Source organism: Microbulbifer sp. GL-2, assembly GCF_007183175.1.
GTDB lineage: Bacteria > Pseudomonadota > Gammaproteobacteria > Pseudomonadales > Cellvibrionaceae > Microbulbifer.
This window is the reverse complement of record NZ_AP019807.1, coordinates 1,755,931-1,777,500: the sequence shown is the minus strand read 5'-3', so window position 1 is coordinate 1,777,500 and position 21,570 is coordinate 1,755,931. Positions and strand designations below refer to the sequence as shown.

General features: G+C 53.3%; 25 protein-coding genes (1 of these 25 only partly in view). 10 read left to right on the top strand and 15 right to left on the bottom strand.

Features of this window, described 5'->3' with window-relative positions:
- From GL2_RS07805 to GL2_RS07795, 3 genes are all read right to left on the bottom strand, one after another.
- Window positions 1–288 carry the 5' portion of a superinfection immunity protein gene (locus tag GL2_RS07805; protein WP_143730125.1) on the bottom strand. Its footprint begins 45 nt before the window's first position, so only the first 288 of its 333 coding nucleotides appear in the window; its start codon is at window positions 286–288; its stop codon lies off the left edge, out of view.
- Window positions 289–360: 72 nt separating this feature from the next.
- The gene (locus GL2_RS07800; protein WP_143730124.1) at window positions 361–954 is read right to left on the bottom strand and encodes a DUF1673 family protein; all 594 of its coding nucleotides are present in this window, start codon (window positions 952–954) and stop codon (window positions 361–363) included.
- Entirely contained in the window at window positions 951–1,454 is a 504-nt protein-coding gene (locus GL2_RS07795) for an RNA polymerase sigma factor (protein WP_143730123.1), read from the bottom strand. Before GL2_RS07795 ends, GL2_RS07800 begins: the two co-directional genes overlap by 4 nt.
- 493 nt (window positions 1,455–1,947) lie before the next feature.
- Here GL2_RS07795 and GL2_RS07790 point away from each other — a divergent pair, with 493 nt between their 5' ends.
- Window positions 1,948–2,376: an organic hydroperoxide resistance protein gene (locus tag GL2_RS07790; protein ID WP_143730122.1), complete on the top strand. Its 429-nt coding sequence runs from the start codon at window positions 1,948–1,950 to the stop codon at window positions 2,374–2,376.
- Window positions 2,377–2,504: 128 nt separating this feature from the next.
- Here GL2_RS07790 and GL2_RS07785 read toward each other — a convergent pair whose 3' ends face one another.
- From GL2_RS07785 to hutI, 4 genes are all read right to left on the bottom strand, one after another.
- Window positions 2,505–2,906: a RidA family protein gene (locus GL2_RS07785; protein WP_143730121.1), complete on the bottom strand. Its 402-nt coding sequence runs from the start codon at window positions 2,904–2,906 to the stop codon at window positions 2,505–2,507.
- A gap of 98 nt (window positions 2,907–3,004) precedes the next feature.
- Window positions 3,005–3,895 carry a LysR family transcriptional regulator gene (locus tag GL2_RS07780; RefSeq protein ID WP_143730120.1) on the bottom strand — a complete coding sequence of 297 codons (891 nt, stop codon included), beginning with the start codon at window positions 3,893–3,895 and terminating at the stop codon, window positions 3,005–3,007.
- A 156-nt stretch (window positions 3,896–4,051) separates the two neighbouring features.
- Complete coding sequence (gene hutG / locus GL2_RS07775; protein ID WP_143730119.1) at window positions 4,052–5,014, bottom strand: formimidoylglutamase; 963 nt, start codon at window positions 5,012–5,014, stop codon at window positions 4,052–4,054.
- The gene (gene hutI, locus GL2_RS07770; protein ID WP_143730118.1) at window positions 4,998–6,227 is read right to left on the bottom strand and encodes an imidazolonepropionase; all 1,230 of its coding nucleotides are present in this window, start codon (window positions 6,225–6,227) and stop codon (window positions 4,998–5,000) included. The genes hutG and hutI overlap by 17 nt, the downstream gene beginning before the upstream one ends.
- 189 nt (window positions 6,228–6,416) lie before the next feature.
- On the opposite strand from hutI, the gene hutC reads away from it, so the two are divergent.
- The 4 genes from hutC (at window position 6,417) to GL2_RS07750 (ending at window position 11,200) form a co-directional block, all read left to right on the top strand.
- On the top strand, window positions 6,417–7,127 hold the full coding sequence (hutC, locus tag GL2_RS07765; protein WP_143730117.1) for a histidine utilization repressor: 711 nt from the start codon (window positions 6,417–6,419) through the stop codon (window positions 7,125–7,127).
- Window positions 7,128–7,219: 92 nt separating this feature from the next.
- On the top strand, window positions 7,220–8,896 hold the full coding sequence (gene hutU / locus GL2_RS07760) for a urocanate hydratase (protein WP_143730116.1): 1,677 nt from the start codon (window positions 7,220–7,222) through the stop codon (window positions 8,894–8,896).
- Window positions 8,897–9,011: 115 nt separating this feature from the next.
- On the top strand, window positions 9,012–10,562 hold the full coding sequence (gene hutH, locus GL2_RS07755) for a histidine ammonia-lyase (protein ID WP_143730115.1): 1,551 nt from the start codon (window positions 9,012–9,014) through the stop codon (window positions 10,560–10,562).
- 299 nt (window positions 10,563–10,861) lie between these two features.
- Complete coding sequence (locus GL2_RS07750; RefSeq protein ID WP_143730114.1) at window positions 10,862–11,200, top strand: hypothetical protein; 339 nt, start codon at window positions 10,862–10,864, stop codon at window positions 11,198–11,200.
- Between the two features lie 238 nt (window positions 11,201–11,438).
- On the opposite strand, the gene GL2_RS07745 is transcribed toward GL2_RS07750, so the two are convergent.
- On the bottom strand, window positions 11,439–11,795 hold the full coding sequence (locus GL2_RS07745; RefSeq protein ID WP_143730113.1) for a hypothetical protein: 357 nt from the start codon (window positions 11,793–11,795) through the stop codon (window positions 11,439–11,441).
- Window positions 11,796–12,095: 300 nt separating this feature from the next.
- On the opposite strand from GL2_RS07745, the gene GL2_RS21450 reads away from it, so the two are divergent.
- Window positions 12,096–12,272: a hypothetical protein gene (locus GL2_RS21450; protein WP_172621089.1), complete on the top strand. Its 177-nt coding sequence runs from the start codon at window positions 12,096–12,098 to the stop codon at window positions 12,270–12,272.
- A gap of 64 nt (window positions 12,273–12,336) precedes the next feature.
- Here GL2_RS21450 and pyk read toward each other — a convergent pair whose 3' ends face one another.
- Window positions 12,337–13,773 carry a pyruvate kinase gene (pyk, locus tag GL2_RS07740; protein ID WP_143730112.1) on the bottom strand — a complete coding sequence of 479 codons (1,437 nt, stop codon included), beginning with the start codon at window positions 13,771–13,773 and terminating at the stop codon, window positions 12,337–12,339.
- 179 nt (window positions 13,774–13,952) lie between these two features.
- Between pyk and GL2_RS07735 the strand changes: the two genes are divergently transcribed.
- The gene (locus tag GL2_RS07735; RefSeq protein ID WP_143730111.1) at window positions 13,953–14,426 is read left to right on the top strand and encodes an META domain-containing protein; all 474 of its coding nucleotides are present in this window, start codon (window positions 13,953–13,955) and stop codon (window positions 14,424–14,426) included.
- A gap of 64 nt (window positions 14,427–14,490) precedes the next feature.
- Window positions 14,491–14,991 carry an META domain-containing protein gene (locus tag GL2_RS07730; RefSeq protein ID WP_172621088.1) on the top strand — a complete coding sequence of 167 codons (501 nt, stop codon included), beginning with the start codon at window positions 14,491–14,493 and terminating at the stop codon, window positions 14,989–14,991.
- Window positions 14,992–15,153: 162 nt separating this feature from the next.
- On the opposite strand, the gene smrA is transcribed toward GL2_RS07730, so the two are convergent.
- The 6 genes from smrA to GL2_RS07700 all read right to left on the bottom strand — a co-directional run bounded on the left by smrA (window position 15,154) and on the right by GL2_RS07700 (window position 18,566).
- On the bottom strand, window positions 15,154–15,744 hold the full coding sequence (gene smrA, locus GL2_RS07725) for a DNA endonuclease SmrA (RefSeq protein WP_143730109.1): 591 nt from the start codon (window positions 15,742–15,744) through the stop codon (window positions 15,154–15,156).
- A gap of 19 nt (window positions 15,745–15,763) precedes the next feature.
- The gene (locus GL2_RS07720; RefSeq protein ID WP_143730108.1) at window positions 15,764–16,627 is read right to left on the bottom strand and encodes an NAD(P)-dependent oxidoreductase; all 864 of its coding nucleotides are present in this window, start codon (window positions 16,625–16,627) and stop codon (window positions 15,764–15,766) included.
- Window positions 16,620–17,072, bottom strand: coding sequence for a thioesterase family protein (locus tag GL2_RS07715; protein WP_143730107.1), 453 nt, complete (start codon window positions 17,070–17,072; stop codon window positions 16,620–16,622). Before GL2_RS07715 ends, GL2_RS07720 begins: the two co-directional genes overlap by 8 nt.
- 123 nt (window positions 17,073–17,195) lie before the next feature.
- Window positions 17,196–17,690 carry a protein-export chaperone SecB gene (gene secB, locus GL2_RS07710; RefSeq protein WP_143730106.1) on the bottom strand — a complete coding sequence of 165 codons (495 nt, stop codon included), beginning with the start codon at window positions 17,688–17,690 and terminating at the stop codon, window positions 17,196–17,198.
- 158 nt (window positions 17,691–17,848) lie between these two features.
- On the bottom strand, window positions 17,849–18,109 hold the full coding sequence (gene grxC / locus GL2_RS07705) for a glutaredoxin 3 (protein WP_143730105.1): 261 nt from the start codon (window positions 18,107–18,109) through the stop codon (window positions 17,849–17,851).
- 40 nt (window positions 18,110–18,149) lie between these two features.
- Window positions 18,150–18,566, bottom strand: coding sequence for a rhodanese-like domain-containing protein (locus tag GL2_RS07700; protein WP_143730104.1), 417 nt, complete (start codon window positions 18,564–18,566; stop codon window positions 18,150–18,152).
- Window positions 18,567–18,793: 227 nt separating this feature from the next.
- Between GL2_RS07700 and gpmI the strand changes: the two genes are divergently transcribed.
- Complete coding sequence (gpmI, locus tag GL2_RS07695) at window positions 18,794–20,341, top strand: 2,3-bisphosphoglycerate-independent phosphoglycerate mutase (protein WP_143730103.1); 1,548 nt, start codon at window positions 18,794–18,796, stop codon at window positions 20,339–20,341.
- Window positions 20,341–21,468 carry a murein hydrolase activator EnvC gene (locus GL2_RS07690; protein WP_143730102.1) on the top strand — a complete coding sequence of 376 codons (1,128 nt, stop codon included), beginning with the start codon at window positions 20,341–20,343 and terminating at the stop codon, window positions 21,466–21,468. The genes gpmI and GL2_RS07690 overlap by 1 nt, the downstream gene beginning before the upstream one ends.
- The last annotated feature ends 102 nt before the right edge of the window (window positions 21,469–21,570 follow it).

Sequence of the window (21,570 nt, the reverse complement as noted above, 5' to 3'; positions counted from 1 at the left end):
AATAGGGCTTTTATTCTGCACATCCAACTTTTCACCCTTCTCCTTACTCCTGCGCTTACCTGTAAACGCCCAAGCCAACAGTGCAAGCCAAGCGATCCAGGAAAGCGTTGCGGGCACATTGGCTGCAACGATCTTTGGGAAGTGCTTACGGTTAAAAAAAAACGCAACTATCGAAGGCAAAAAACAAACTAGCAAGAAAAAAGTAACAAAAACAAAACCTTTGTACGCACTGATACCACTGAGGATTTCCAAAAAGCTGGCAACCAACTGGTCGAGATCTGTAAACATAAATTGCTTCTCCTTATTGCGAATTTTTATTTACTTATTACTTACAGTCTCGTCCGATTTATTTTCTTTACATTAATTGAGATATTTTTTTTGTAATTCCTTCAAGCTCGATTTTTCACGCCCGGTGCGCCAATAGATGTAAGTACTATACACTGACAGAAAGGCAATCATTCCAGCACAAAAAATTAAGAAACTCTCTGGGTTGCGTATTACCGGTATTTCTAACCCCAAGCTAGTAGATCCAAAGTGCCAAATATTGATAATTACCAGCTGTATAAGTAGAAACAACCAGCTAAAATGTACTTCTCGACGTTTACGCCTCAATCTTAAAAGTGCAAGATTGACATAGGCTTGAGCAGTTTCCTCCAGAGGAGCCCATAAACCACGCCGATTAACTATGGAAAATCCCAAGCCCAAAGCAAACATGCTAAAAGCAAAAAACAATCTGGCAGGGGCGTCCGGTAGGCTCTGATCCAGTATTACCTTGACCAGGAAAAATCCAATTGCCACCCACATTAGCCACTCGGAAGCTAAAACCAAACGCATACGCCGCTCCTGACGACGTACCCAGCTCAAAATCTCATTGGGTACCTCAGAGCGAACCGGCTGCTCTTTCCACAAGCTTTCCAGTTCCGACCATTGCTCTTCAGTGCCAGCGGCTTTCATTTCGCACCCCCTGAAAGGCTGATATTAAGGCGCTCTTTTGCTCGGTTAAGACGCACAGCAATATTTGATTCGCTAATACCCAAAACCTCAGATATTTCTGCATAACTAAACCCTTCCAGGCGGAGAGTCAATGTCTGCCTAAGTCCTAGAGGCAATTGCTGCACAGCATGGACCAGCCGCTCAGATTTACGTTCAGCATCCAGGCACTCTGCAGGGCCCGGCTGGCTATCTTCTAACTCCATAAGCTCATTTTCACCATCATGCTGAGGTTTTCGCCTGGCAATCTCCGTTACACAGCGGTTATGGGCAATACGATATACAAAGGTTTTTAGGCTGGCATCACCACGAAAAGCTGGTAGGGCTCGCCATAGCCCCAGCCATATCTCCTGCAATAAGTCTTCATGCTCCACCTTGGAGCGCACGTAGCTGCTCACCACACGAGAGATGCCCTCGGTATACTCCGCTATCGCTTGTTGAAATAATTGGTCCCGCAATTCCACCGGCTACTCCATCATCTATGTAAGCTACTGTATCGACGGCACCAAAAACCTTACAAAAATCTTCACCACGAAGAGTGTAACCGGTACCACCTAGGTGCCGTATGGAGCTGCTGATGTAGAATTGAATCAGCCAGTGGGCAGGATTAGGATGCCCTGCTTTTGTTCTTTTCACCCATCGAAAACCTTCGGTGTTTTAACTCAATTCGCTATCAATGAGGTGTGTGCCCTGCCCTCATCTGCTGGCGATCAGGGCCCAGCCACGACCAATAGGCTCTATAGAGCCAACAGGCGCTTAATCGCAGACACCAGTCTTAGCAATGGGCCAAATTTCAGCTACTTTTTCTTTAACGATCTAACCACGCAGAGGTCATGGGTTACCGCAGCCTTTGCTGGTTCACTTGCTTTACCAATAGCCGACATTCACAGCTACCTGGAACATATGCTGACTCTCAGGTAACTCCACTGTTTCCAAGACGATCGAGAGGACATTTATATGCAAGCTTTATATAAAGCTGTAGCTACAGCCCACGGTGGCCGCGAAGGCGAAGCCGAATCTTCAGATGGGAAACTGCATGTAAAGCTCAGTATGCCAAAGGAATTAGGGGGCACTGGCGGTAAGGGTACCAACCCGGAGCAGCTATTTGCCACAGGCTATGCTGCGTGCTTTATTGGTGCTATCAAGTTTGTCGCTGGCAAGGAAAAAGTAAAAGTGGCTGATGAGACCACAGTGCGTGCTGAAGTTGGAATAGGTCCGCAGGGCAAGGGTTTTGGTTTTGGTTTAGGTATTGATCTTTATATTCATCTTCCAGGGTTGGATCAGACCACAGCAGAGAAACTTACTAATACCGCCCATGAAGAAGTTTGTCCTTACTCCAATGCAACCCGTGGTAATGTCGATGTGCGCCTGCACGTCTCGACCTGAAACCAGTAATAGATCCAGTTAATAACGTTACGATAAGCTTTGGCACAGGCTGACTTTCAACCAAGGGGACACCTAAGGTATTCCGAGAAAAGCGCAGTAGCCCCGCTCACAGGGCTACTTGGAAATGTCTAAGTTGATATTTTAGCCACAGCTTCGATTTCAATTAATGTCTCTGGCGTGGCCAAGGACGCCACCCCTATTCCGGTTATCGCTGGACGGGGGGCACCTAAATATTTTGCGATAATTGGTACGACCTTAGGTATATGGTCACCAAGTTCGCCTCTGACATAAATGCGCAGGTGCAGTAAATTTTCAACCGCAGAACCACCTTCGGTTAAAACGGTAAGTAGGTTTTTAGCCGCACTTTCAGTCTGTGCCTCAATTGTGTTATTGATTACTTCACAGTCCGTATCCCAGTCCACCTGTCCGGATACAAATATCAAATTACAGTCTGTATCCACTCTGGCCTGGGAAAGGCTGAACGGACTGCCATCATAAAGCGATGCCGGATTAATATTTACAATACTCATGTAAAGCCTATAAATCATCAGATAACTGAAGGCTTATAGTATGGGGGATGGCCCGGTTGAGCGATCAATCCAGACTTGTTACGGGTACAAGCTATCGTTTATTGATTACGGAATCTTTCCGTGAGCTTATCAATTAACCAGCCCACTAGCGGATCATGCCGCGCACTGGGATGAAAAGCTGCCACGACTTCATATCCTGGTGGATATTTTTCAAGAGAAATATCGTACAACCCTTTTTCTGGTAATAGACGGGATGGTATAAAACCAACTGCATCAGTTTTCTTCAGATATTCCTTGGCCATAAAAAATGATGGAACAGAAATAACCACATCCCTTTGCAGCCCCTGATTTTCAAACCAGCGATCCGCCGACCCTTTCAGGCCACCCACACTGGGTGAAGTAATTATGAATCTGTAGCCAACCAATTCATCAATCGACAGAGCTCCTTCTGAGGAAAGTTCTTTCTTTGCCGTTACACACAGATACTTCTCTGTAAATAATGATACAGACTCCAGGCCTTCCGGTACGTAGCCTTCAGAGGTAAAAGCAAGATCGATCTCACCTTGATGCATTTTTTGGGGCAAAGTGGCACTTTCGATATTTGTGACTACTAGCCTCGTATTGGGCGCATAATTTCTCAATTCGTCAATTAGCTCGGAAAGAATGATTTTTTGTGTGTAATCTGTTGCGGATATTACTAATGTCCTTTGCGCACTTTTTAAATCGATAGCATCCGGTGCAGGAATCTCATTGATAAGAGCAAGTACTCGATAGACTTGTGGTTCTATCAACCTTGCATAATTAGTGGGCGCCATTCCATGGCCGGTTCGCACAAACAAATTATCCCCAACAAGCACTCTGATTCTCTTCAGCTGCGAACTTACGGCCTGCTGGGATATCTGCAGGTGTTCTGAGGCCCGGGATAAGCTTCCAAATTCATACAGTGCTTTCAGTGTTTTTAGATGGTGAATTTCCAGGTTTTTTATCATTCTGGCCTCTGGAAGCATTCAGTTGGTGATCAATCCGGCAAAAAGTAAAGGAGTCAAAACAGTATGCGGATGTAATTCATCATTTCACAGGTAATACAGGCTTGCGGCTGATAACTATCGCCGCAACCCTTTCTAAATATTAATTTAAAAAGAAACTCAGGAGACCCGATTGGCCGCACTATTTACTATTTGGAAACCGAGTCGTGCCGCCGTCCGTGCAGCATGATCTTCAATATCAAAGTAGGGATTGAATTCAGCCATATCCGCAAGACAGACTTTATTGGAACTCAGTACCGTATCCAGTAGAACTTCAAGTAATTCCAACGGCACGCCCCGACCAGATGGGGCACTGACAGCCGGCATCACTGCAGCAGGCAATACATCCAGGCACACAGTGAGATAAACAAAATCAACTCTATCGGTGAAATCACGAATCTGGTCTTTCACCTTTTCCAGGTTCCAGCTGCTGATTTCTCTATCTCGAATTACCTCAACACCCAGCTCATCAGCACGGTTATATAGAGCCGGCGTGTTGGCATTATCGGCAGCACCAACACAGAGATAATTAAATGGCCGACCGTTGATCTGGCACTGCTCGGCAATTTGATAAAAGGGTGTCCCCGAGGAGCCCTTGGGCGCAGGGATACGAAGGTCCAGGTGCGCATCAAAATTAATTATTCCCAGGCTTTTATCCCGCTGTTGCTCACGCATCCAACGCGCAATGCCCTGGTAACTACCGAAGGCAATTTCATGGCCGCCGCCTAGAATCATTGGGAAGTGGCCATTGTCCAGCAGCTCATTAATTCGCGCACCCAATAGCGCCTGGCCGGACTCCAGATCCTCGCGCTCCACACGCACATTACCCGCATCATAAAGCGGCAAATCAAAAGTGGCCGGCAGGTTGGCCATAGCCAGGCGCAGGATGCGCGGCCCTTTGGCAGCACCGATACGCCCTTTGTTACGACGCACTCCCTCATCGGAGGCAAAACCTAATATGGCGATTCCCGGAGGGTTATCCAGCTGCAGTGGCGAAATTCGCTGGTGCCAGCGCTCACCGGCGCGGCCATCCTCGCTATCGGTGCGGCCACTCCACAGGTGCATATCAGCCAGCTGTAACATCTCTACCTCCGAGGAAAATTTGTGCGGGCTTCAGCGCACCCACTTCGTAAGCCAGCAGGTCCGGGGTATCCATTGGCCACAGCACCATATCTGCACGCAGCCCCGGGCGCAGTACACCACGGGAGCAGCACAGCCCCAATGCGCGCGCCGCCGAGCGGGTCACACCAGCCAACGCTTCAGCAGGGGTAAGCCCAAACAGGTTACAGCCCATATTCATCATCAGGCGCAGAGAAGCGATGGGGCAACTGCCAGGGTTCAAGTCGGTAGACAGGGCCATACACACTCCCGAGTCACGCAACTTTTCTATTGGCGGAACCTGGGTTTCATGCAAGGTATAAAAAGCGCCAGGCAACAGTACTGCGACGGTACCACTCTCAGCCATAGCCAATACGTCTGCGTCGCTGATGTATTCGATATGGTCTACAGACAGCGCGCCTGCCTTGGTAGCCATGGCGGTAGCACCAGTGCGGGCAAGCTGTTCGGCGTGAACTTTTACCGGTAGATCCAGCTTCTTTGCGGCATCAATTACTCGCTGACACTGATCCACGGAGAAGCCGATGGTTTCACAAAACATATCCACAGCATCAGCCAGCTGCTCACGGGCCACCGCCGGCAGGATCTGCTCGCAAATCAGGTCGATATATTCATCGGCACGGCCGTCGTATTCCGGTGGCAGGGCATGAGCAGCCAGGCAACTGGTCACAATATTCACTGTATTGTGTTGGGCCAGGCGGCGGGCTGTGCGCAACTGTTTAAGCTCTGTGTCCAGGTCCAGGCCGTAACCGGATTTAATTTCCACCGTGGTAACCCCTTCAGACATCAGGGCATGCAGGCGCGGTTCAGATAATCGATACAGTTGCTCGGCACTGGCTGCGCGGGTGGCGCGCACCGTAGAGATAATACCACCGCCGGCTCGGGCCACCTCTTCGTAGCTCTCCCCTCCCAGGCGGCGGGCGAACTCACCAGCTCGATGACCGCCGTATATCAAATGGGTATGACAATCGATCAGGCCAGGCGTCAGCCACTGGCCTTCACCATCCACAATTTCATCTGGGGCGCAGTCCGGCAATTCCCGGCGTGGCCCCAGCCAGACAATCTTGCCACCGGTCACCGCTACAGCGGCATCCTCCACAGCACCGTAGGCCCCCACAATCGAGGGGTCCATGGTGGCGGCATTCACATTTGTAATCAGTAGGTCACAGCGTTCTGTCATAAGCTTCTAGCGGCGCGCTTTCCCTTCTTAAACCATAGATCCCAGCAAGGCTGCCGGGTGAAAACCGAGGCGTTCAGGATACAGGCCATAGCCACGGCTTGACAGTCATCATTCTGGCCACCATAGTAGCCGCAAACAATCTTGTATATACAACCATATACAAGAACATTCAGCACTTTACCTGAGTCTATGAATACTGCAAGCGAACCACGCTACGCGGCGATTAAACGCCATATCCGTCAAAAAATTGAATCCGGTGCCTGGCCCATCCACTTCCAGGTGCCCTCGGAAAACCAGCTTGCGCAGGAATTTAGCGTCAGTCGCATGACTGCCAGGCGCGCGTTGAGCGAATTGACCGATGAAAGGGTACTGATGCGTTCCCAGGGGCTTGGTACATTTGTCGCCGAGCCTGTGCCGGCAGGCTCCCTGCTGGAGGTGCGCAATATTGCCGATGAGATTTCTGCACGGGGACACAGCTACAGCAACCGAATTTTGCTGGCGCAGCAGTGTATGGCTAGTGCAGAGGTGGCCCGTGCTCTGGAAGTACCCGAACAGGCCAAGGTATTTCACTCCATTATTGTGCACTGCGATAACAGCCTGCCAATCCAGTGGGAAGAGCGCTTTACCAATCCGGCCCTGGCCCCGGAATACCTGCAACAGGATTTCGCCCATACCACGCCCAACGCCTATCTTTCCAGGGTCGCACCTTTAACCGAGGCAGACACTACCGTGGAGGCAATTGCCGCGGAGGCATCCATCGCCTACGCCCTGGAAATAGCGACCGGCGATGCATGCTTACAGGTTTGGCGGCGCACCAAGAGCAGTGCCGGCACCGTGAGTTTTGCACGCCTAGTGCATCCGGGGAACCGTTATCGCCTGGGAGCACAACTGAGATTCTAGTTACTGATTTATCCCCGATGATGCCCCTGCTGGCCAGATAGCCAGAAACAGAGGCAAGTGAATTTTTACCAGACATTTCTTGCGAGGAACCCATGCCCACCGATAAACGTCACGATCCAAGCCGTAAAATCAGCGCTCCTCACGGCACAAAACTCAATGCCAAAAGCTGGCTCACCGAAGCTCCCCTGCGCATGTTAATGAACAACCTGGACGCCGAAGTGGCAGAACGCCCGGAAGACCTGGTGGTTTACGGCGGTATCGGCCGTGCCGCGAGAGATTGGGAGTGCTTCGATAAGATTGTCGAAGTACTCAAGCGCTTGGAAGACGATGAAACTCTCTTGGTACAGTCCGGCAAGCCCGTAGGCGTATTTAAAACCCACGCCGACGCGCCGCGTGTGTTAATTGCCAATTCCAACCTGGTACCCCATTGGGCCAACTGGGAACACTTCAATGAGCTGGATAAAAAAGGCCTGGCAATGTACGGCCAGATGACTGCCGGCTCCTGGATTTATATAGGTTCCCAAGGCATCGTGCAGGGCACCTACGAAACCTTTGCTGCAGTTGCACGCAAACATTTTGATAGCGAAGCAAAAGGCAAATGGATTCTGACCGCTGGCCTCGGCGGCATGGGCGGTGCGCAGCCACTGGCAGCCACCATGGCTGGATTCAGCATGATTGCGGTGGAGTGCGATGAAACCCGCATCGATTTCCGTCTGCGCACCGGCTATGTAGACAAAAAAGCCACCAGCCTTGATGAAGCACTGCAAATGATTGGAGAGGCTACGGAAAAGGGCAAAGCTGTTTCCGTGGGCCTGCTGGGCAATGCAGCCGATATTTTCCCGGAAGTTGTCCAGCGCAATATCCTGCCGGACTCGGTTACCGACCAGACTTCCGCACACGACCCTTTAAATGGCTACCTGCCCAAAGGCTGGTCTATGGAATACGCTGCGGAAATGCGTAAAAAGGACGAAGCTGCAGTAGTGAAAGCGGCCAAGCAATCCATGGCTGTTCAGGTCGAAGCCATGCTGGAACTGCAGAAGCGAGGCGCCGCCACCCTCGACTACGGCAATAATATTCGTCAGATGGCCCTCGAAGAAGGTGTGGAAAATGCCTTTGATTTTCCCGGTTTTGTACCCGCCTATATTCGCCCGCTGTTCTGCGAAGGTGTAGGTCCTTTCCGTTGGGCCGCCCTGTCCGGCAACCCGGAGGATATCTACAAGACCGATGCAAAAGTTAAAGAACTGATTCCCGACAATCCACAACTGCACAACTGGCTCGATATGGCTCGCGAGCGCATTCACTTCCAGGGACTGCCCGCACGTATCTGTTGGGTGGGCCTGAAAGATCGCGCGCGCCTGGCATTGGCGTTTAACGAAATGGTGGCCAACGGTGAATTGGAAGCGCCGGTAGTAATCGGCCGCGATCACCTCGACAGCGGCTCTGTAGCCAGCCCCAACCGCGAAACCGAAGCCATGATGGACGGCTCCGACGCCGTCTCCGACTGGCCGCTGCTGAACGCGCTGCTTAACACTGCCTCCGGTGCCACATGGGTGTCCCTGCACCATGGCGGTGGTGTGGGCATGGGCTTCTCCCAGCATTCTGGTGTAGTGATTGTGTGTGACGGCACCGAAGCGGCAGGTAAACGTATTGAGCGCGTTCTCTGGAACGACCCCGCCACTGGTGTGATGCGTCATGCCGATGCCGGATATGAAATTGCAAAAAACTGTGCGAAAGAGCAGGGCCTGGACCTGCCAATGTTGAAAGACTGATTTTTTACCGCAATAAAAATTGCGTCGGCAAATTTAATACACTACCCGATAAATTGATATTGGGCCGTGCTCAAGCTGGCGCCAAGGCAGTAAATGTTTATTGGTGAAATTATTTATGTATCAATTGGAAATAAATCCTGGCCAACTGAGCCTGGCACAGCTGCGCCGTGTTGCTCGCGAGTCAGTTCAGTTATCCCTGGCAAAAAGTGCCTACCCCGCTATCGAAGCCTCCGCTCATACCGTTGCCGAGGTAATTACTGAAGGTCGCACGGTTTACGGTATCAATACTGGGTTTGGATTATTGGCAAACACCCGTATCGAAAAGCACGATCTGGAAAACCTGCAGCGCGCTATCGTTTTGAGCCATGCCGCCGGCACCGGCAACTTTATGAGTGAAGCCACCGTGCGTCTGTTAATGGTGCTAAAAATCAATTCCCTCGCCCGTGGTTTTTCTGGCGTGCGCCCACAAGTTATCGAGGCGCTGATGCAGCTGGTTAATGCTGGCGTTTACCCTGCAATCCCAGAGAAGGGCTCCGTAGGTGCTTCCGGCGATCTTGCGCCTTTAGCCCATATGAGTGTGGTTCTGTTGGGCGAGGGTGAAGTAATTATCAAGGGCGAGCGCAAAAGCGCCCATGAAGGTCTTAAGGCCGCCGGCCTGGAGCCCATTACTCTGGCTCCCAAAGAGGGCTTGGCACTTTTGAATGGCACCCAGGCGTCCACTGCCTTTGCCCTAAAGGGACTGTTTGCCAGCGAAGACCTGTTCGCCGGCGCACTGGTTGCCGGTGCCATAACACTCGAAGCCGCCAAAGGCTCGCGCCGCCCCTTCGACGACCGCATCCACAACGCACGCGGCCAGCGCGCACAGCGAGATGTGGCAGCCGTATATCGGGAGCTGCTCGGTGAGACCAGCCAGATCGGCGACTCCCACGAATTCTGCGAAAAAGTGCAGGACCCCTACTCCCTGCGCTGCCAGCCCCAGGTAATGGGCGCCTGCCTGCAGCAAATGCGCTTCGCTGCCGAAGTATTACTGGCCGAGTCGAATGGTGTATCCGATAACCCATTGGTATTTACCGATGCGGAGAATCCGGAAAACTCCGATATCATTTCCGGTGGCAATTTCCATGCAGAACCAGTGGCCATGGTCGCCGATAATCTCGCACTGGCGCTGGCGGAAATTGGTTCGCTGTCCGAACGCCGTATGGCATTACTGATCGACAGCAACCTGTCCGGCCTGCCACCTTTCTTGGTGGAAAATGGTGGGGTCAATTCTGGCTTTATGATCGCCCAGGTCACTGCCGCCGCCTTGGCCAGCGAAAACAAATCCATAGCACATCCCGCCTGCGTGGACTCCCTGCCCACCTCAGCCAACCAGGAAGACCATGTCTCGATGGCCACTTTCGCCGGCCGTCGCCTGCGAGATATGGCCGATAATACCTGTGGCATCCTTGCCGTAGAACTGCTTGCCGCCTGCCAGGGGCTGGATTTCCGCGCACCATTGAAGTCCACAGAAAAACTGGAAGCCGCCAAGGCAAAACTGCGCGAGCGCGTACCTTTCTACGATAAGGACCGTTATTTTGCTCCGGATATTGAAGAAGCCAAACAGTTGCTGAGTAGCGGCGTTTATCTGCAGGCCGTCGATCCGATAGTACTGCCAAGCGCCAGTTAATTCGATCCAGCTCCTGCAGCAACCACAGCTGACAGAAGCCTCTTTGACAAAATACGGAGCGAATCATCGCTCCGTATTTTGTGCATATTTAGTGGTTTTGCCCCCTTACCCACCTTACCGTTTTGGTCCAGACAGATGGGGTTCCAGATCGGAATTTTTCACCCCCCCCCTCCCATCGATACAAATAAACCGAAAAATTGAGCTACTAGAACATTTTTTTGTCTTTGTGATGATTTTTGCGACAAAAGTGCTAGGCTGATTATTAGACGTTTTACCCGCCAAAAGGCGTGGAGGTCTTGATGAAACCGCTGTCCAGAAGGCTGCTGTGTGGCGCTGGCTGTGTGCTCGCTATCGCAGCAGGGCTCTCCCTCTCGGCCTGTAACGGATCCGGCTATCCCTGTGGTAGTAACGATTGCTCAGCCAGTTATTACGGATATAGCCCTTATTACAGTAAGACCTATTACAACCTGCGCGGCCGCTATGCCCACTGCCATCCCGATGGCACTTGCCACAACGTGCAGCATTGCAATTTTTACTGGGACGGCAATTTCTATCGCCTGAGACCACCGGCAGTAGTGAACAGGGGCTTCCAGGTTCTTGATCCCCCTGACCCACGCTTTCGCGCCAGACCTTATTAATTCCGAAATTTAGTGTTCGCCTGCTTGGCACACGTAAGGGGCTTGTCCCCTGTGGGCAAGGCCTCTCCGGGGGGAAATTCCACTTACCGGAGAACGCACTATGAATAGAGCTGTTAAGACGGTGATTATCGCCGCCACGGTATGTACGGCCCTTACTATGGGGGCTTGTACAACCGGTGGTTATTACGGTGGGGGGGAGTCGCCTATACCTCCTCTTATGTTTATCCTTACGCTACCCCTAACTATTACCCTTCCAGTAATGTCTATGTCTCATACCGGACACCGGTCTATCAGTACTATCGGGTAACGCCACGCTACGGTTACTATTATGGTGGCGCCTATTCCTATTACCGCTCTCCGGCATTACGTGGCAATCCCCGTTACCGGGCGAGGTACTACTATCGCGGGCTGCCCTATTACAACCGCTTTTACTCTCCCCGCCCATCATACCTGCGCGTACGCGGATACCATCGCGGATATCGCGGTCACCGGGGATATCGCAGTCACCGCGGGTATAGAGGACATCGCGGTCACCATCGCGTACGCGGTGGATATCGAGCACGTGGTGGACATCATCGTGGAAGACGCTAGCCATCCGCTGTTATAAAAATTTTCACCCCCACCCGGACTTACCCAGTCCCGGTGGGGGTATTAAATTTCAGAGAAAAATTACACCTTGAGATATTCATTCCCCCTTAAAGCCGAGCCCACAGAACTTCAATATCAAGAAATGGAAAAAACCCTCCGAGTTAATTTCTCTTGTCCTTATGGGCTCACTGTCGCCACATTTTACAAATTGTCGCCTTAATCCTCACTTTGACAGCTATTCCCTCTAACCTGAGAAAAGACACATCACAAGCTTGCACAATTTTTCGCAAGCCAAGAGGTAACTACGGTGCAGAAATTGCTGCTGGTTCTGCTTGCCGTGGCCCTGGCAACAGGAGTTGCCGGTTGTTCGACAACCGCGCCCAAGGGAACTCCCAAATCCTTATCATTGAATGGCCAGAAATTTCATTGCGTGGAGCAGGAGCTGGAAAGCAAAATCCTGGTTCGCTGTAGCCGATCGGGGTAAAAAAGGCTTTTAAAGTTCCTGTTTATATTTAAATTAGAAATTTAAAAACCGGGCAATCTGCTTTTTACTCAACCCGCACAACCCGCAGAGTATCTGTGTGGCCACCGATATCCTGCTGATAACCGCGCGATACCAGAACGAAATCTCCCGGTAGCAATAATTTTCGCTGTTTCAGATGATCAATCGCCTTCTGGTCTCTGGATGGGCCATCCATACCCGCCACTGCCATTAATACCGGGTCGACACCCCTATACAGGGCCACCCGATTACAGATCCGGCGGTGTCGACAAAAAGCATAAATAGGTATTACTGCACGAACCCGCGACATTAGCAGAGCGGTATTACCAGTTTCTGTCTGGCAAATAATCGCCTTGATATCCCGGCAATGATTGGCGATGGTTATAGCGGCAACGGCAATACAGGCATCCCCAGCTGGGTAATCACCGCGTAAAACATCCATGGGCCTTTGGGTGGCTCGGTGCTTTTCCGCTCCAATAATCACTTCAGCCATGTGCCGCACAGTTTCCACCGGGTATTGGCCGCTGGCGGTTTCCGCCGACAACATCACCGCATCAGTACCATCCAGAACCGCATTGGCGACATCGCACACTTCGGCCCGGGTCGGAACCGGGCTGGATATCATCGACTCCATCATCTGGGTTGCGGTTATCACAGTGCGGTTCAAGTAGCGCGCAAGTTTTATCAGGTGCTTTTGCACCCCCATTAATTCGGCATCACCAATTTCCACCGCGAGATCACCGCGTGCCACCATAATGACATCGCTTGCCAGAATCAGCTTTTCCAGATGCTCATCACTGGACACCGCCTCGGCGCGCTCTATCTTGGCTACTATCTGGGATGTGCCACCCGCCTGCCGTAGTAATTCCCGTGCGCGGTGGATATCCTGCGCTTCACGGGGAAAGGAGACGGCGAGAAAATCCAATTGCAACTCCGCAGCAACCTGAATATCCCGCAAGTCTTTCTCAGTCAGGGTCGGGGCAGTGAGGCCACCACCCTGCTTGTTAATGCCCTTGCGATCTGACAGCCAGCCGCCGGACTCCACCTCAGTAATTACCGCCGCCCCTTCGATTTTTTTTACCCGCAACCTGAGACGCCCATCATCCAGCAGCAAGCTGTCTCCGAGGATGCAGTCCTGGGCTAATTGCGGATAGTCCACTGATACCCCGTCACTATCGCCCTGCCCATCGGGGCGGGACGGATCTAAAACAAACGGCAAACCGTTTTCCAGCTGGACACCACCGTCACTGAACTTGCCAACGCGGATTTTTGGCCCCTGTAAATCCCCCAGGATAGCGACGTGACACCCCTGACGCGCAGCCTCTGCGCGAACCTGTTCTGCACGGCGGCGATGATCTGCAGTATCGCCGTGAGAAAAGTTAAGGCGCACAGTGTTAACTCCCTCCGCAATCAACTGGCGCAGGGTATTGCCACGATCGCTGGCAGGACCGAGGGTTGCGACAATTTTTGTGCGTCTGATCATGCCGAATCAAATCCTGTATCAGTCCCTGAATACCTGCTCCTATCACAGTGGAAGCATAGCTTGTCACTCCTGTCGACTCTCCAGCACAATCCATTACTAAGCTTATGTATGAGCCGAAGTCCGGATCTGGCACCTTGCCAGTAAGGAATCGTAGAAGTGGATAAGGAGGTCATTCACCGATGAGCAGGTTGATGCAACTGTGGCTACTTGGAGCCCTGCTAGTGATCGGCGGATGCCTGACAACTGGCAAGGAAGAAGCGCGGGTGATACAAAATGCCGGCAATGCTACAAGTGTGTGCGGTAAGAAGTGGCAGCTGGTACGCCTGCGGGTCAACGGTGGCACTATTCCGATCCAGGGGCCAGAGAACTTCACTTTCCTATGCAACCAAGATGGCAATGTGATGGGGCGCAGTGGCGTTAACACCTATCGTGGAGAACTACAGGTTACCGATAATGGCCAGATGCTGTGGGATACCTCCAGCTTTGTCTCCACCAAGATGGGCGCCCCACCCCAACTGCTACAGCAGGAGCACACCTATCTGCGCGCACTGTCTGGTACTCGTCAGGCTTTTACCAAATCTCGGGGCAAACGACTGATCCTACGCGATGCCTCCGGTGAGATTTACATTGAATATGTCCGTGCAGGACCTTGAACACCACCACAGACCACTGGTAGTTTTTACGATTAAATGTCGCAAAACTCATGAGAACGACATCATGCCGCGAGACCACTTACGCTTGCAGCTTATGATCCCCACCTTGCTCACCCTGTTTCTTTTCGGGTGCACGTCCTTTGACGCCCCCAGTCAGCCCCAGCCCTTGCGGCATTCGGCCTGGTCCGCATGTAATCACGAGTGGGTTCTGTCGAGCCTGAAAGACGGCGAACGCACCTATGAATATCTTCTCCTGTGGCGGAAGTTCTGGCGCGAAAGGCCATTTTTTACCTGCGATCGCTTCGGCTTTGTCCGTGGTAGCGGCGGTGTTAATCCCTACCTGGGACGATTTTCACTGGAAAGCAGCGGAGATTTATCCTGGTCGACAACCCCAGCCATCTCACGCAAAGGCCGGGCCCACCCAAGCGATGGGCTGGAAACCGACTACCTGAGGGCACTGCGCAAGGTCCGCCTCCTCGAAATGGTTGGGGATAAATTAATCTTGAGCAGCCGCGACAGTAACACCCAACTCGAGTTTGATCGGGTAGATAAAATTATGCGCTAAAGCTGCTCCCAGAAAAGCTCCGCACATAAAAAAGGCGACCCAATGGGTCGCCAATATCACAATCAAGAAGAATCAAAATGATGAGCCAGATACGCATTCACTTAATGAAAGCCTCTATGGCACATCCTAATTCCATAAAGTGACAGGAAAATGACGGTGCGCTTAAAGGCGACGGCGCTGGTGCCTTTCCAGGTTTTCCTGCCGCTTGCGCTCACTCTTGCGTAACAATATATAAGTCGCACCCATACCGCCGTGCTGTTTTTGCGCACTATGGAACGCCAATACCTCATCCAGCTGTGGCAACCAGTGGTTGAGACAGCTCTTCAGCAGTGCCGGCTGCTTGCGTCCCTCTCCCTTGCCGTGAGTAATCAGGGCACAGCGAACATCCGCCTCGATACAGTCCCGTATAAACTCCACGACGACACTGCGCGCCATCTCCACAGAGTGACGGTGTAGGTCAAGGCGCGCATCTACCGTGTACTTGCCCAGGCGCAGGTTGCGGTAAACACCATTCTGTACTCCGTCCCGTTTGAATTCAATTGGGTCCCAGGGCGCCACCAGCTCGATATATTCGCCGGACAGGGGATTCATTTCGCGCTCAGTCTGGCGGGTAGCAGCCGAGCGGCGCTCACGCAGGATCTGCTCAGGTGGCTTACTATCCTTGCGCAAGGCTACGCGGCGTTCCTGCACCAGCGGTTTAACATCTCCCAGGTCACCGAGAGCGTCTTTGAATAATTTGCTGTCGCTGCTCACGAACTACCCCCTGCCAGCGTCAGTCGAGAAATAAATCCTTGGTTAATTCCCCCGCGTTGGACGGGTTGTGGGCATAGTCGGTGAAGTCCTTTACACCGCGCTCTACCAGCAGCTCTTCATCGATCAGCTGGCGTCCTGTGAGAGCACCCTCACGGGTTACCAGCACTTCATAGGCGGCATCCGCCATGATCGCCGGCTTGCGGCTCTGCTCAAACATCTCGCGATTCCCAACCGCAAACTCAATTGCCGCGGTAGCCACCAGCGTACGCGGCCAAAGGGTATTCACGCTAACTCCGGTCTCACGCAATTCCTCCGCCAGCCCCAGGCTCAGGATGGTCATACCGAACTTGGACAGAGCGTAAGGTGCAAAAGGCCCCAGCCACTTGGGCTGTAAGTTCAGCGGGGGGCACAGGCTGAGAATATGAGCGTTATCCGATTTTTTCAGGTAGGGAATTGCCAGGTGAGCCGTTAGGTACACCGCACGGCTATTGATATTCTGCATCAGGTCATAGCGTTTGGGCGGGGTGGACTCCACATTGGTCAGGTTGATCGCACCGGCGTTGTTGATCACCGCATCAATACCACCAAACTTGTCTGCAGCCTGTGCCATCGCTTCCTGCACCCGCTGCTCATCGCGCACATCTACCTGTAAGGGCAACGCCTGGCCACCGGCGCCCTCCACTTCTTGCGCCACCGAGAAGATAGTGCCAGGCAGCTTGGGATGAGGCTCCGCCGATTTGGCAGCAATGACAATATTAGCGCCATCCGCTGCGCATTTGAGGGCTATGGCGCGGCCGATACCGCGACTGGCACCGGTAATAAAGATGGTCTTGTCTTTAAGCGCCCCTGTGTTTTCGGTCAGGGTTACAAACTCTTCACTCATTTTTCTCAGCCTCCGGGGCAATAACTGCCGGACTGTAAATTTCCTTGAAGATCACAGGCATGCGTTTCGGCCTGCCACTGGACAGCTCGATGCACACCAACCGCCACTGGGCACGCAGTACCAATGCCCCATCGGCGGCGCGAAAGACTTGAAAGTGGCGGGTCATATTCAGGCGCCCATCTACTTCTGTCAGCCAGGTGCCGAATAGCAGTTCATCCCCCTCTCTCGCCGCCAGTATATAGTCATACTCTCCATGGCGAATGGCCATTCCGCGGTCCAGGTCCTGGTAATTCCTGACACCTAGTCCCAATTCAGCACTGTGGGCCCAGGCCGTGGCTTCACACCACTGCACATACTCAGCGTTATTGGCGTGGCGCAGGCCATCCACATGTTGCGCACCAACAGTCACCTTACGGATAAAGGGGGTCGGTAAATCCCACTGCATAGGCAATTCCCGGCTGGATTTTGAGAGCTAATAGAAACAGATTTCTGCTGATTCGCCCAGGGGTTCCAAATCGCAGGTATAAAAAAAGGCCCCCTCGGGGGCCTTTTTGCCAGCAAGACGGGACTATGCGTCCGCTTTGGCCTGTGCGCCTTCAGTCTGCTGTTGCGCCTGGTTCAGGGCCTGTGCAAACAGCGCATCGAAGTTCACCGGCGGCAGCATCAGGGCCGGGAAAGAGCCCTTCACAACAGCGTTGTCGATCACTTCGCGAGCATACGGGAACAGGATCTGCGGGCAAGCGGTGTTCAGAGCCTGAGCCAGCTGCTGACCTTCCAGGCCTTTGATACCGAACAAACCGGCTTGTTTAACTTCTACCAGGAAAGCGGTGTCTTCTTCCAGCTTAACGGTGATAGTCAGGGTCAGCGCAACCTCATACAGGTCTTCATCAACCTTGGCGGTTTTGGTGTTCAGTTCCTGATTAACCTGAGGCTTCCATTGCTTCTTGAAAACCTCAACACCCATGGGGGTCTCGAAGGAGAGGTCCTTCAGGTAGATACGCTGCATCGCGAATTGTACTTGTGGAGCCTCTGCGTTCGCCGCGCCGTTTAATTCTTCAGCCATGTTACAGCCTGTTCTTTATAAAAGTTTATTGATGCCTTCCGTGAGAAAGACTCCCTGTATGAGCCTTTTGATTGGGGCCTGTAAATACCGTTTCAAGGCCCGGAACGGATAAATAGCAAAAATCTGCTGCCGCGTGTGGCCCGCGACGACAACCTTTCTCAACCCGCGGATTTAAGCAGCTTATCCAACTTGCCGGCGCGCTCCTGCGCCATTAACTCATCGCAACCGCCCACATGAAATTCGCCAACCCAAATCTGCGGTACTGTACGGCGACCAGCCTTGGCCGCCATCTGCTCGCGCAACTGTGGTTTGTTGTCCACTGCGATTTCGCGATACTTCACGCCCTTGCTGTCGAGCAGCTGCTTGGCGCGAATACAGTAGGGACAGAAACGGGTGGTGTAGATGACTACATCCTGCATAACAAAACTCCGCCTAACGCCATCAATACGGCCTGCCGGCCTAGCCTTTACCCTTGACCAAAGGCAGGTTCTGGTTGGTCCACTCGCTCATACCACCCTGCAGGCGGCGCACCTGGAAACCTTTTTGCTTCAGCTGGCGACCCACCGGCCCTGCGTGCTGACCCATTTTGTCAGCAACAATTAATACCTTGTCCTTAAACGGCTCCAGCTCAGCGATGCGTTCGATTACCTCCCCATGGGGGATATGCAAGGCATCGACAATATGCCCGGCGGTAAACTCACTGCGATCGCGTATATCGAGCACCCTGGCCCCATCGCTGTTAATCAGCCGGGTCACTTCATGCATGGATACCGGCACGCCAGCCTTATAGCGCTCGCTCAAAACCAGCGCATAGAGCAAAGCTACGAGCAGGCCGACCAGCAGCCATTGCTCACTCAAAAAGACGAAAAAATCCACTCCGCCCCCAAAATCCTTAGTGGTTATCGTTACAGCGCAGCTGCGCCAAAGCTGGCGGGAGTATACACGATTGTGGCGAATTTCTAACCAGCAATATGGTACTCCCATCACTCGTGCAGTGGCTTAGCAGAACAGTGCGTATCCTCATCGACGTGGTTAAACGATGGCCGAACGGGTTAAAATCCGCGTCCGCAATGTAAACCACCCAATACAGGAAGCCCGTCGCTATGGCCGCTCCGCAAGCCCCGCAAAAACGCCCCTTGGTCCTGCTGATTCTGGACGGCTTCGGCCACAGCGACAATCCCGAGCACAACGCGATTCACGCCGCGAAGTCCCCGGTGTGGGACAAGATCTGGGCTACCTACCCCAAAACCCTGATCCAGACCTCAGGTATGGCGGTAGGCCTACCCGACGGGCAGATGGGTAACTCCGAAGTAGGGCACATGACTCTGGGTGCCGGTCGAGTGGTTTACCAGAACTTTACCCGCATCAATAAAGCGATCCAGGACGGCGACTTCTTCCGCAATCGCGCCTACACCTCGGCAGTAGATAAGGCGATAGCCAACAATGGCGTGGTACATATTATGGGGCTGCTCTCTGAGGGCGGCGTACACAGCCATGAAGATCATATTGTCGCCATGGTAACCCTGGCCGCACAGCGCGGTGCGCGCGCAATCTACGTACACGCCTTTCTCGATGGCCGCGACACGCCACCGCGCAGTGCCGAGCCCTCCATCGCACGCCTGATGCAGGTGTGCGATTCCGTCGGCAACGCCCATATGGCCACCCTGGCCGGCCGCTATTTCGCCATGGATCGCGACCAGCGCTGGGAGCGCATCGAACCCGTTTACGACATGCTGACCTTGGGCACTGCAAAGCACAATGCCAGCGATGCTCTGGGCGGACTTTCCGCCGCCTACGAGCGCGGTGAAAACGATGAGTTTGTCGCCCCGACAATTATTGGCGAGCCCGCCCCGATCCGGGACGGTGACGCCCTTATATTTATGAATTTCCGCCCGGACCGCGCGCGCCAGTTGACCCGCGCATTCACCGAACAGAACTTCGATGGTTTTGAGCGCAAAACCAGGCCACAACTGGCGGATTTTGTAATGACCACCGAATATGCTGCCGATATCCACGCCAGCTGTGCCTACCCCCCGGAAAACCTGGTGAACTCCCTCGGTGAATACCTGTCGGCGGAGGACAAAACCCAGCTGCGTATTGCTGAAACTGAGAAGTATGCCCACGTTACTTTCTTCTTTAGCGGCGGTCGCGAAGAGCCATACAAAGGCGAAACCCGCGAGCTGATCAAGTCGCCGGATGTAGCCACCTACGATCTGCAACCGGAAATGAATGCACCGGAAGTCACTGACAAACTGGTAGCAGCGATCGAAAGCGGCGAATACGACGCCATTATCTGTAATTATGCCAACGGCGATATGGTCGGCCACACCGGTGTATTCGAGGCCGCAGTGAAAGCGGTAGAAGCCCTGGACCAGTGTGTCGAGCGAGTAGTGGACGCGGCCCTGGCCGCCGGTGGCGAAGTGCTGATTACCGCCGACCACGGCAATGTTGAAGAGATGTTCGACGCCAACTCCGGCCAGGTCAGCACCCAACACTCAACCCTGCCGGTGCCGTTCGTGTACGTCGGCGCACGCAATGTGCAAATGTGTGACGGAGGTAGTCTGGCGGATGTGGCGCCAACCATGTTAGCGTTAATGGATCTGCCACAGCCGGCGGAAATGACCGGCCACAGTTTGGTAAAAATGGACTGATGAAAACCCTCGTACTCTTCCTGATCGCCCTTCTATCACTGCCCGCCTGGAGCCAGGCGGAGGGCAATGAACAGGCGCGCCTTGCGGAAATCAAGCAGCGCATAGAATCCTTGCAACAGGAACTCAACCAGGTGCGTGGTCAGCGCGACCAGCTGCGCAAAGATCTGGAAGAGAACGAGAAAGACATCTCCGGGCTGCATCGGCGTATAGACCAGATCCGGCAGGATATGCGCAGCCGCACGGACAAGCTGCGCGAGCTCCGGCAGGAGCAGAAACAGTTACAGGAGGCCCGGCGAAGTATGCAGCGGCGGGTCGAACAGGAGATCGCCGCCGCTTACCGACTGGGACGACAAGAACAGATCAAACTCCTCCTCAACCAGCAAGACCCACAGAACATCGCCCGCCAACTCCGCTACCACGATTACTTCCTCCAAGAACGCAGCCGCACCATTGACGATTATCTGGAAACGCTCTCCTCATTGCAGACCGTCAGTAGTTCTATTGAGCGTGAACAGGCAACCCTGGGGACGGAGAGAAAACAGTTGCAGGAGCGACAGAGCAAACTGAGTAGCGCCCAGCAGAACCGCAAACGTACCCTGGACCAGCTGGCAGCAAGACTCGCCGATGGCAGTGGTGAACTGAAGCAATTGCAAGGCGACCGTACACGTCTGCAAAAACTGATCGATGAAGTAGGCCGCGCCATCGCCTCCCTGGTAAATCCAGGTGAGCAAAAGCCCTTCGCCCGCCAGCGAGGCAAGATGCAGTGGCCGGTGAAGGGCCGCCGCGCCAACGCTTACGGACAGCGTCGCGCCAATGGCATTACCTGGAAAGGCGTGACTATCCGCGCTGCTGAGGGCGAACCCGTACGCGCAGTACATCGCGGGCGCGTGGTATTTTCCGACTATCTGCGTGGCCACGGCATGCTTGTGATTCTCGACCATGGCGATGGCTATATGAGTCTCTACGCCCACAACCAATCTCTCACTCGCAATATTGGCGAGTGGGTGGAGAGTGGCGATACTATTGCGCGAGTGGGTAATACCGGTGGCCACACCCAGAGCGGAGTCTATTTTGAAATTCGCCGCCACGGAAAGGCGCAAGACCCAACGGCCTGGTGCCGTTCCTGACCGACGACTGGCGGCGGAATTTATCTTTTGCCGCCAGCACACAACCCAAAAAGCGATTACTTCAAAAAGCCAGGCGCTTTTCCAACCTGCACTCAGCACAGC